The sequence below is a fragment of the Arthrobacter sp. Dra40 genome, from assembly GCF_059091905.1.
On record NZ_JBNHHB010000166.1, the window covers coordinates 1 to 11,260 of the forward strand.

General features: G+C 65.7%; 10 protein-coding genes. 6 read left to right on the forward strand and 4 right to left on the reverse strand.

The window, feature by feature from the left end:
• Positions 1-324 precede the first annotated feature (324 nt).
• A complete protein-coding gene (locus AC5RWT_RS29240; RefSeq protein WP_493968227.1) occupies positions 325-1,728 on the reverse strand; it encodes an MFS transporter in 1,404 nt (467 codons plus the stop codon).
• Positions 1,729-1,971: 243 nt separating this feature from the next.
• Between AC5RWT_RS29240 and AC5RWT_RS29245 the strand changes: the two genes are divergently transcribed.
• On the forward strand, positions 1,972-2,838 hold the full coding sequence (locus AC5RWT_RS29245) for an alpha/beta fold hydrolase (RefSeq protein WP_494083261.1): 867 nt from the start codon (positions 1,972-1,974) through the stop codon (positions 2,836-2,838).
• A 26-nt stretch (positions 2,839-2,864) separates the two neighbouring features.
• On the opposite strand, the gene AC5RWT_RS29250 is transcribed toward AC5RWT_RS29245, so the two are convergent.
• On the reverse strand, positions 2,865-3,560 hold the full coding sequence (locus tag AC5RWT_RS29250; protein ID WP_494083262.1) for a hypothetical protein: 696 nt from the start codon (positions 3,558-3,560) through the stop codon (positions 2,865-2,867).
• 136 nt (positions 3,561-3,696) lie between these two features.
• Between AC5RWT_RS29250 and AC5RWT_RS29255 the strand changes: the two genes are divergently transcribed.
• From AC5RWT_RS29255 to AC5RWT_RS29270, 4 genes are all read left to right on the forward strand, one after another.
• Positions 3,697-3,885, forward strand: coding sequence for a hypothetical protein (locus AC5RWT_RS29255; protein ID WP_494083263.1), 189 nt, complete (start codon positions 3,697-3,699; stop codon positions 3,883-3,885).
• Positions 3,886-3,942: 57 nt separating this feature from the next.
• On the forward strand, positions 3,943-4,266 hold the full coding sequence (locus tag AC5RWT_RS29260; RefSeq protein WP_494083264.1) for a hypothetical protein: 324 nt from the start codon (positions 3,943-3,945) through the stop codon (positions 4,264-4,266).
• Positions 4,267-4,332: 66 nt separating this feature from the next.
• Complete coding sequence (locus AC5RWT_RS29265; protein WP_494083268.1) at positions 4,333-6,798, forward strand: Tex family protein; 2,466 nt, start codon at positions 4,333-4,335, stop codon at positions 6,796-6,798.
• A gap of 442 nt (positions 6,799-7,240) precedes the next feature.
• On the forward strand, positions 7,241-7,612 hold the full coding sequence (locus tag AC5RWT_RS29270) for a hypothetical protein (protein ID WP_494083265.1): 372 nt from the start codon (positions 7,241-7,243) through the stop codon (positions 7,610-7,612).
• Between the two features lie 139 nt (positions 7,613-7,751).
• Here AC5RWT_RS29270 and AC5RWT_RS29275 read toward each other — a convergent pair whose 3' ends face one another.
• Positions 7,752-8,768, reverse strand: coding sequence for a response regulator transcription factor (locus AC5RWT_RS29275; protein ID WP_494083266.1), 1,017 nt, complete (start codon positions 8,766-8,768; stop codon positions 7,752-7,754).
• Positions 8,769-8,888: 120 nt separating this feature from the next.
• On the reverse strand, positions 8,889-10,292 hold the full coding sequence (locus tag AC5RWT_RS29280) for an NAD(P)H-quinone dehydrogenase (protein ID WP_493968234.1): 1,404 nt from the start codon (positions 10,290-10,292) through the stop codon (positions 8,889-8,891).
• Positions 10,293-10,504: 212 nt separating this feature from the next.
• Between AC5RWT_RS29280 and AC5RWT_RS29285 the strand changes: the two genes are divergently transcribed.
• On the forward strand, positions 10,505-11,260 hold a 756-nt coding region (locus tag AC5RWT_RS29285), incomplete at its 3' end, for a purine-nucleoside phosphorylase (protein WP_494083267.1).

An 11,260-nucleotide genomic window follows, 5' to 3' on the forward strand; every position in this document is an offset into this window, starting at 1 on the left:
CCTTAAGCAGTACGGGCCCGCCGTCCCCGATGGGGCGGCGGGCCTTTTGCTGTCTCTGCGGCCCCGACCCGACCGGGCGTTGCCCGCTCCATGGGGCTCTCGCCTCGCTGCCTGCCGCCTTCGGACAGACCGAAGTAAGCCTTCCTGCGCCTGCCGCACCGGGGATGGAGGTCCGGCCTTTTGCGGCTGCCGCACCGGCGAAGGAAGTTCCCACCTCCGACAGGCACGGCGGGGCTGGCGTTCCCGAATCCGGCGAAGTACACACTTAAACGCACGGGAGGACCCGCGGCAACCGCGGGTCCTCCCGTGTATCCAACTCCAACGTCAGCTGGACTGGTTCTCGTAGTCCATGTCCTTGGTTTCCTTGGTCAGGAACAGGGCGATCAGGGTCAAGACCGCGGCGGCACTGAGGTACAGGCCCACCAAGACCGTGCTGCCCCCGGCCGCCTGCCACAGCGCGACGGCGATGAACGGTGCCACCGATGCGCCGAGGATGGAGGAGAAGTTGTACGCCACGGCCGAACCGGTGTACCGGACATTGGTCGGAAACAGTTCGGGCAGAATGGCGCCCATCGGCCCGAAGGTCAGACCCATCAGGGTGAAGCCGATGATCAGGTGCGCCATCGTGCCGGCGAAGCCTCCGCCGAAGAGCGGGACCCAGAGAAGGCCGAAGACCATGATGCCCAGGGATACCCCGATCAGGGTCTTCTTGCGGCCGTACTTCTCCGCCAGCGGACCCGACACCAGGGTAAAGATCCCGAAGAACACCACACCGATGATCAGCATCAGCAGGAAATCATTGCGGGCGTAGCCCAGGCCGGCGGCAAAGGTATCCGCATCGAATGGCTTTCCGGCTGCCTTCGCCGCGGCGGCTGCGTCCTGCTCGTTGGTCGCGGCAGTGCCGTAGGAGAGGGTGAACGTGGTCATCAGGTAGAACAGCACGTAAGTGGCCAGCATGATGAACGTACCCAGGATCAGTTGGCGCCAGCTGGTCTTGAAAACGCGCCCCAGCGGCAGCTTGGTCACCTCACCCTTGTCCACGACCTTCTGGAAGGCAGGGGTTTCCACCAGCTTCAGGCGAACCCACAGTCCGATAATCACCATCACGGCGCTGGCCAGGAACGGAATGCGCCAGCCCCAGGCCATGAACTCCTCGTTGGCAAGGTTGATGCTCAGCACCAGGAACAGCGAGTTGGCGATGATGAAGCCGATCGGGGCCCCCAACTGCGGGAAGGTGCCGTAGATGGCCCGCTTGTTGGCCGGCGCATTCTCGGTCGCCAGGAGAGCCGCACCGCTCCACTCGCCGCCAAGGGCCAGGCCTTGGGCGAAGCGCATGACCACCAGCAGGGCCGGAGCCCAGAAGGACCAGCCGTCCACCTGGGCCGTCGGCAGGCAGCCGATCAGGAAGGTGGCGATGCCCATGGTGAGCAGCGAGGCTACCAGCGTTCCCTTGCGGCCGAACTTGTCGCCGAAGTGTCCGAAGATGATGGACCCCAGCGGCCGGGCAATAAAGGCCACGCCGAAGACCGCGAAGGAACTCAGCAGCGCAACGGCTCCGCTGGCATTCGGGAAGAACAGCGCCGGGAAGACAAGCACGGCTGCCGTGGCATAGACATAGAAGTCGTAAAACTCGATGGACGTGCCAACGAGGCTGGCAACAATGACGCGGCCCCGGGAGTTCACCGGCGCTGCCGGCGCACCCGCGGGCGCTGATGCTGGTGTAGACATGGAATGTCGGCTTTCGCTCGATGGGATAACCCAAGAATTCTAGTCAGAGCAGTCCGCGATCCGGACATTTGTTTCATCATGTGGACATGTGTGCTAGCGGACGCGAAGGCCACGCCAGCCCCTCCGCGAGCGCTCCGGTGAAAGCTCGCTGTTTGCTGCGGACAAATGAGCTCCCGAAGGCGGCCGGCCGGCCGTAGTCTGGGCACGTACCGTTGAGGGGCCTGCATAGGGGGAATTTCGAAGATGGCTGAAGAGAGGCACCGGACGGTCACGCGCCCCGATGCGAGCTTGGCCGTCTACAGTTACGGCCCCACGCCCGCGGCCGGGGTTCCAGCCGTACTGCTCGTCCACGGCTACCCGGACGACCATTCCGTTTTCTCATCCCTCATTGCCTCGCTCAGCAACGATTTCCAGGTGATCGCCTATGACACCCGAAACGCCGGGGCATCGCGGACCAAGGACTCCGACCGCAGTGCCTACCGGCTGCCCGTTCTTGTCGATGATCTGTTCGCGGTGATCGACGCCGTTGGCACCGGCGCCGTGCATCTTGTGGGACACGACTGGGGCTCCATCCAAGGTTGGGCAGCTGTTCAGGACAGCCGTGCCGCTGGCCGGATCCTCAGCTTTACCAGCATTTCCGGGCCGGATCTGGGCCACCTCCATCGCTGGTTCCGCCGTAGGTTGCGCACACCTCGCTTGTGGCCGCAGGCGGCAGGCCAGGCCCTGCGCAGCTCGTACGTCGTCGGGTTCCAGGTGCCCGCGCTCCCGGAGCTCGTCTGGCGGCTGCTCTTGACCCGGCTGTACGAGCGCCGGGCCGGCCGGAGGATCGGCGACAACGGCGCCCGGGGGCTCGCCCTGTACCGGACGAACTGGTACCGGCGACGGGCTCTGTCGGTCCGCTGCCGCATTCCCGTGCAGGTAGTGGTCCCCCGCAGGGACCCGTTCCTGTCTCCCCGACTGGTGGACGGGCTGGAGCACTGGGTGGCGACACTGAAAATCGTCGTCGTTGACGCCGGTCACTGGTGGCCCGAGGAGGACCCGGCAGCAGCCTCCCGGATGCTGAGGAGCTGGATTGCGGACGTGACGGGCAGGCCTGGTTCCACCCACTGAGCGGCCCGGGCCTGCGCTCATGGCAGCTACTTGTGAGGCAGCTCCCGGCGGGAGACCGCGTAGGACGGCTCGCGCAGCTTTTCGATCCACCCGTAGGTTGCAGCATCCGGCAACCGGTTCAGGATCGGATCGAAGCGCACGGCGGTGTCGCCTCCGCCCGGCGAGGGCCGCAAAGTCACAGTGGCAAACATCTGCCACCGGCCCCGTGGCTGGCCGTAATACAGGCCGAGGGTCCACTCTTCGTTGCCCAACGCCCGCCGGAATCCACCGCGATCTGCCGGAAGCCGAACGCCGGGCCTGAGCGTGCGCGCGGCGAGTTGCACCGGCCCATGTGCCCCCTGGTACGGCATCAACGTGGTCAATGCCCCGGTTCGAAGGTCTCGACGCGGCCGAAGCACGTAACGGCCGGCACGAGAGGTGCCGGTGGACGCCAGCAAAAGATCGGCAGGCTTGCCGTCGACGCTGACGCGCAGCGCGAGCCCGATAATGTCAGGAAAACGCGGCGGCAGCCCGACCGATCTCGAAAGCCTGGCTTCGACGTCGTTGCTACCGGGTTGATCCAGCCACGGTATGCCGCTGGAGGTGGGCGTTCCCAGTCGCTCCAGCCGCCCTTCCAGTTCAAGTCCCAGGGAGTGGATGGGCCGCACGGGACGCAACATCTTCAGCGCCGAAAAGACAATGGCCAGACTGCGCCCGGCCGCTGCGTTGATGTAAGAAAACATGGCCGCCGGCTCCTTCCTCAGGGGCCCTTGCCACCGATGTAGACAGCATACTGAGCATCGGCCTACGCTGAAGAACGTCGGACACCCCCAGTACTGCTCAGGGCGATATTGGTGCCCATCCGGGAAGGGAAACATCATGACCAACGGCGACGAACAAAACGGCCCCACGGGCGAGGAACCCACAACTCCAGAGGATTCGGAGCAGACCGACAAGAACAGCACGAAACCCGAAAATCCCATGGACACCGCGGGCCCGGACTCCAAGGATGTGCAGGGGGAAGCAGCGGCCGAAAATGCCAAGGAATCCGGCGGATACGGATACTAAGGCAGCCCCGCACCGCTGTGCCGCCGTAGTGTCCGGACCGGATGACATGCTGGCGCCATGAACAAAGTCGATGTCGCTACCGCCAGCAGCTATACCAGGGCCGCCGACGGCCGTGGAGTGCGTGCCAACGCCCACCGCCCGGCAACCACACGCGAGCCCTACTGCCGCGAGCCGTACGTTCGGGTGACGTTGGACGGCCAGACCATCGATGCCAAAGCCGTCTCCTGGGACCGGACCAGCGTGCAGGTGAAATGGATGGATGTGCATGGTTCTGCCCGGACTGCATGGGTTCCCGGTGGCGCTGTCCGGCGCATCCAGCGCGACGAATCCAGCTGGCGTGACCCCTACGATGACTACACCTTCTACTATCCCGGCCCCTAGGGCAGCCAGCGCATACGGCACAATGGATCGGTGACCGAAACATCCGCGCCCGCCCAGACCGCCCCCGTGACGACCCTGCCGCCTGTAGATCCGGCCACGCTCAATGCGAGGCTCCACGCCCAGCTGGCCCACGAACTCGGCGTTAACGCCTGGCAGGTCAAGGCCGCCGTGGAAATGCTCGACGGCGGTGCCACCGTCCCGTTTATCGCCCGGTACCGCAAAGAAGCCACCGGGACGTTGGACGACGCGCAGCTGCGCGACCTCGAGGAGCGGCTGCGCTACCTGCGCGAGCTGGAAGACCGCCGTCGCGCCGTACTGGAGGCCATAGCCGCGCAAGGCAAACTGACTGCTGAGCTGGAATCATCCGTTAACGCCGCCGAGACCAAGGCGCGACTGGAGGACATTTACCTGCCCTACAAATCCAAGCGGCGGACGAAGGCACAGATTGCCCGCGAAGCCGGACTGGAGCCGCTCGCAGAAGGATTGCTGGCGGACCCCACGCAGGATCCGCTGTCAGCGGCGGCACAGTTCCTCAACACCGAGCACGCCATCAATGAGCCCGCCGATGCCTTGGCCGGTGCGCGGGCCATTCTGGTGGAACGGGTCAGCCAGGATGCCGATCTGGTCTCCGAACTGCGGGAGCGGCTGTGGCAGCAGGGCTTGGTGCGGGCCGAAGTACGCGAAGGTCAGGAGGAAACCGGACAGAAGTTTGCCGATTACTTCGACTTCGCCCAGGACCCGGCGGGCCTCCCGTCGCACCGCGTGCTGGCGTTGCTTCGGGGCGAGAAGGAAGGCGTGCTGAATCTGGACATCAGCGAGGGAAATCCCGCCGATGCCGAGGGCTTCACGGAGGCGCGCGGCCGGTTCGAGAACGCCGTGGCGTCCCGGCTGGGTGTCGCGGACCGCGGCCGGCCCGCCGACCGCTGGCTGGTGCAAACCGCGCAGCTGGGCTGGCGCCGGATCCTGGTCAAGCTTGCCATCGACCTTCGCGTGCGCCTGTTCACCGCAGCCGAAGATGAAGCCGTCCGCGTTTTTGCAGCGAATCTGCGCGACGTGTTGCTGGCCGCGCCGGCTGGAAACCGTGCCACCCTGGGGCTGGACCCGGGGCTGCGCACCGGCGTGAAAGTGGCCGTCGTCGATGGCACCGGCAAGGTGGTGGCCACTGAGACCATCTACCCGCACGCTCCGGCCAAGAGGTGGGACGACTCGCTCGCCACCCTCGCCAAGCTGGTAGAGAAGCACGCCGTCGAGCTGGTCGCCATCGGCAACGGAACCGCTTCGCGGGAAACCGACAAGCTGGCCACCGAGCTGATCAAGCTGATGGACCCCGCCCGCAAGCTGCAAAAGCTGGTGGTTTCCGAGGCCGGCGCGTCGGTCTACTCGGCGTCTGCCCTGGCGTCGGCCGAACTGCCCGAACTGGATGTCTCACTGCGCGGCGCCGTTTCCATCGCCCGCCGCCTGCAGGACCCGCTGGCGGAACTGGTGAAGATCGACCCGAAGTCCATCGGCGTCGGGCAGTATCAGCACGACGTCACCGCCAGCAAGCTGGAGCGGTCCCTGGACGCTGTGGTCGAAGACTGCGTTAACGCGGTCGGCGTGGACCTGAACACCGCTTCTCCGTCGCTGCTGTCCCGTGTGGCCGGCCTCGGCACACAGTTGAGCGAGAACATTGTGGCCTACCGCAATGCCAACGGCCCGTTCGCCAAGCGCGCCGAGCTGAAGAAGGTCCCGCGGCTGGGCGAAAAGGCATTCGAACAGTGCGCGGGCTTTCTTCGCATCACCGGTGGAGCCGAGCCCCTCGATGCGTCCAGTGTCCACCCGGAAGCCTACGGTGTGGCGCGTAAGATCCTTGCCGCCGCCGGCACTACAGCCGCGGCGGCGGCGCGCGGAGCCCAGTCCTTGGCTGTGCTGGACCCGCAGCAGTTTGTCGACGACCATTTCGGGCTGCCCACGGTGGTGGACATCATCACCGAACTGGAGAAGCCGGGCCGTGACCCACGGCCGACCTTTACCACCGCATCCTTCACCGACGGTGTGGAGAAGATTTCAGACCTGACACCAGGCATGGTGCTCGAAGGCACGGTGACCAACGTCGCCGCGTTCGGTGCCTTCGTCGATGTTGGCGTACACCAGGACGGCCTGGTCCACATCTCCGCCATGTCGGACAAGTTCGTGTCGAATCCCCACGACGTGGTCAAGTCCGGCCAGGTCGTGAAGGTCAAGGTCCTCGAAGCCGATGCTGAGCGCAAGCGCATCTCCCTGACACTGCGGCTCGACGACGAGGCGCCCACGCGCGGCCAGCGGCAGCCCGGCTCGGACCGCCCAGGCCGCTCCGGGGAAACCCGCCAAGGGACGGCGGGGGCTCCCGGGCAGGGGGCGGGAGCAGCGCGTCCCGGCGCCGCCGGTGGCAGGAGCGGGCGCCGCGACAGCCGAAAGCCAAACGGAGGCACCGGCCGTACCCCGGGTCCCGCCGCCTCCGCAGACACCGCCATGGCTGAAGCGCTTCGGCGGGCCGGTCTCGGCCGGCCATAAGGAAGCAGCCCCAGCACCTTATTGTCCGGGGCACTCCCCTCCGGACGGATCAAGGTGCTGGAGCTGCTCCCAGCGGATGGTGGACTAACGGAGACCAGGTCGCCAGGCTTGGGTGAACTTCGGGACCTTTGACACCACTGTGACCCACCTCTCTTAAGGTCTGCAGGCCCTCGACTGAAGATTTGCTCAGGTTTCGCCAAAGAGTGCTGCGCGGAGGTTTGGACAGCCGAGTCGGCCTCCTTCCGGTGCAGGTTAAGCCGACGCCCCTGAAGCAGGAGGCTAATTGTGTCCAAGAGTTAGCCAAAGTTCCCTCCCCGCGGCCGGGTTACTCTCCGCAGTCGCCTACGATGGTAGGTAGTTCGACGTCGCAACCAGTTTGAAAGGGGCACCGCCCGATGCTCTCTTCCGGGCGTTCCTCCGCTTCGGGTCGACAGGGGTCGGCATGACTGCAATCACCGAGCTGCCGCTGGTTTCATCTGCGGTGCTCGAGAAACTGGCCACCGACCTCGGCGATCACGATGGCAGCATGCGCCGCCACTTTATCGGCAACTATGTCGGGCTGTGGGAACACCGATATGGGAGAGTTTCCAACGCCATCCTCGCCAGGGATGCCGACGACGCCATGGACGCGATCCTCAGCCTCAAGATTTCCAGCAGCATGGTTGGCGCCGGACGGCTCGGCCAAATGGCGGAGCATCTCGAGTGCCTGGTCCAAGGGCAGCTCTTTGAGGCAGCAGCTACTCTTCTCGACGAACTGCGCACCTGCGGGATGACCACGACGGCGCAGTTGCGCACCATCCACTCAGCGCAGTAGCGCGTCTGCCTGGCGCTGCTAGAGCGCTTGGCGCTGTTCGTGCGTCTGTAAGCGGACTGTCAGCGCTTCGGGGACAGGCTGTAGCCCACCTGCGGACTGTCAGCGCTTCGGGGCCAGGCTGTAGCCCACCTGCGGACTGTCAGCGCTTCGGGGCCAGGCTGTAGCCCACCCCGCGGACTGTCTTGATCCAGCGGGGTGCTTTCGTGTCGTCGCCGAGCTTTCGGCGCAGATTCGCCATGTGCACTTCAATGGTGCGTTCGTCGGAATCCGAAATATAGCCGCCGGTGTTGTAGGGCTCGTTGCGCAACCGTCGGACCAGATCGGCCTTGGTACGCACCACGCGGCCGCTTTCCATCAGGGCATACAGCAAATCGAATTCGCTGCGGGTCAATTCCAGTTCGCGGCCGGACCGGATCACGGTGCGGGCCCGGCTGTCCACCACAATACCGTTGTGCTCCAGCACGCCCTCGGCGAGCCGGGATTCTTCCGCCACCGCAGCAAATGCCAGCCCAGAGCCCATCTCAGCGGTCGCAGCCGCCCCTCCGAGGGCAGCAGGCCGGCTACCGGCTGCCGGTGACAACTGCAGGCCGGCATGTCCGCCGGCGCCAACACCTGCACCTTGCAGGACGGGTTCCGGGGCAGAGGCAGCAGCCGCTGTACCTGCCGGCCGCCCGGGGACGACCACGGGTGCCACGCCGTCACGGGGCGCAGCGCCGTCGAGGGAGGCACCGCCTTCACGGGGCGCAGCGCCGTCGAGGGAGGCACCGCCGTCGTCGTTCTTGGTGCTGCGGGGACGGCGCAGCATCGCCGTGATTCTGGCGCGCAGTTCACGCGGGCGGAACGGCTTGGTCAGGTAATCATCCGCCCCGGTTTCCAGGCCCAGCAACGTGTCCAGCTCTTCGGCCCGGGCCGTGAGCATGATGATGTAGGTGTCGCTGAAGCGGCGCACCTGGCGGGCAACCTCGAAGCCGTCGATGTCCGGCAAACCGAGATCGAGGGTGACAACATCCGGGTTGTGGCGCTTGATGGCAGCAACGCCTTCCATCCCGGAAGACGCGGTGTGAACCGTGAATCCGGAACTGGACAGCACCGTGGAGATCAACTCCCGGATGTCCAGATCATCCTCCACAATGACGGCAGTACGCTGCTCGCTCATCTTTGTCCCCCAACTGACCGATTCGGTTCATCGTTTCAATGCATTGTTATTGACGATCATAGACCCGGAATCCGACAATGTGGCGCAAATAATATCGGGAATGACGGAGGCACCCGCTGCTCAGAGGTGCACGTGCAGGCGCCGCGCGGCCTCCGATATCGAGCCGGTCAGCGACGGGTACACCGTGAAGGTGTTCGCGATATCGTCCACGTGGAGTTTTTGGGTGACGGCCATCGCGATCGGGAAGATCAGCTCGGAAGCGCGCGGAGCCACCACAACTCCCCCAATCACCGTTCCGGAGCCGCGCCGGGCGATGATCTTCACGAAGCCGTCGGAGACGTTCATCATCTTGGCCCGCGCGTTCGTATCCAGCGAGAGCTTGATGATGTCGCCCTGATACTTTCCGGCGGCAACTTCCTCCTCGGTGACCCCCACGGTGGCGATCTCCGGGCTGGTGAAAATATTGGACGCCACCTGCTTGAGCTTGAGCGGCTTGACGTAGTCGCCCAGCAGGTGTGCCACTGCGATGCGGCCCTGCATCGCCGCGACCGAGGCCAAGGCGAGGACGCCTGTGCAGTCTCCCGCGGCATAGATGTTCGACGCCGTGGTCCGGGAGACGCCGTCCACCTTGATGTGGCCGCTCTCGGTCAGGCCCACGCCGGCTTCTTCCAGCCCGATGCCGGCGGTATTGGGAACGCCGCCGACAGCGAGCAGGCAATGCGAACCCTCAACCACACGGCCGTCGGCCAAGGTGACCAGCACGCCGTCGTCGGTTCGTTCCACGCTGGCTGCCCGGGACTTGGACAGCACCGTCATCCCGCTGCGTGCGAAAACGTCCTCAAGCACGGCGGCGGCGTCAGCGTCTTCGCCCGGCAGCACCCGGTCACGCGAGGAGATCAAGGTGACTTTGGTGCCGAGCATCCGGTAGGCAGAGGCGAACTCCGCCCCGGTCACGCCCGAACCGACCACGATCAGATGCTCGGGAATCTCGGTCAGGTTGTAAATCTGGGTCCAGTTGAAAATGCGTTCGCCGTCCGGCTTGGCGGTGGATAGCTCACGCGGGGTGGCACCGGTAGCAATCAAAATGGCATCCGCGGCCACTGTCTCGGTCCCGGTGTCGGTAGTGACAGCGATGGAGTTCGGACCGGACAGCTTGCCTTCGCCCAGGATGACGCGCACGCCGGCGCGCTCCAGCCCGTGGTGGATGTCCGCCGACTGGCTCTCGGCCAGCTTCAGCAGCCGGTCATTGACGGTACGCAGATCAGCGTAGGCAGCGTTGGAGTTCTCATCAAAACGCACCCCCAGCTCGTGGGCGCTGGCGACCCGCCGCATGGCATCCGCGGTGGCGATCAGGGTCTTGGACGGCACCACATCGGTCAGGACGGCGGAGCCGCCGAGCCCCTTCCGTTCGATGATGGTCACTTTGGCGCCCAGCGAGTTGGCCACCATGGCCGCCTCATATCCGCCGGGGCCCCCGCCCAGGATCGCCAGACGCGGGGCACTGAAATCTATTTGGCTAGTCACGCACTTCATTCTGTCGCATGCCCAGCAACGCCTCAACCTGGCCGCGGCCGAGGACAGCCGCACGGGTCTGCCCCGCCGCTGCGACGACCACCTAAGGCCGTAGGCTGCGCCGCTGCAATCGGAACACCACCGCAGCGCCACTGCGACGACGGCGATGCCTGCCTCTGCCCGGATCGGCCGCGCGCCACCGTCCCGCCACTGCGACGACGGCCATGCCTGCCTCTTCTTTCAGCAGCAGTTGGGCAGCGGGTAGGTTAGGTGCTGTGACTACAGATCCCTTTAAACTGGCCGCCGAGGCAGCCGCATTCCTCACTGAGCAGACCGGCGCTTCCGCCCATGACGTGGCGCTGGTGCTCGGCTCCGGCTGGGGCGAAGCCGCCGACCTCATCGGCGAAACCACGCACACCATCCCGGCCACAGACATTCCTGGGTTCTCCGCCCCCGCGGTCGAGGGCCATGTCGGCACCATCCGCTCCGTCCTGGCGCCTGACGGCAAGCGCGTGCTGGTGCTCGGCGCCCGCACCCACTACTACGAGGGCAAAGGCGTCCGCGCCGTCGTCCACGGGGTCCGGACCGGCGCTGCGGCAGGGTGCAAGACTCTGGTCCTGACCAATGGCTGCGGCGGATTGAATCCTGCCTGGGCGCCAGGTACACCGGTGTTGATCAGCGACCACATCAACCTCACGGCAACGTCTCCGCTGGAAGGTGCCACCTTCGTTGACCTCACCGATCTTTATTCGGAGCGGCTGCGCGGCCTGGCCCGGGAAGTCGATCCCAGCCTGGACGAGGGCGTGTACGCCCAGTTCCCCGGCCCGCACTACGAGACTCCGGCGGAAGTGCAGTATGCCAGGCGGATTGGGGCGGATCTGGTCGGCATGTCCACGGCTCTGGAGGCAATCGCCGCCCGCCACGCCGGCATGGAAGTCTTCGGGATTTCGCTGGTGACCAACCTCGCGGCGGGCATCAGC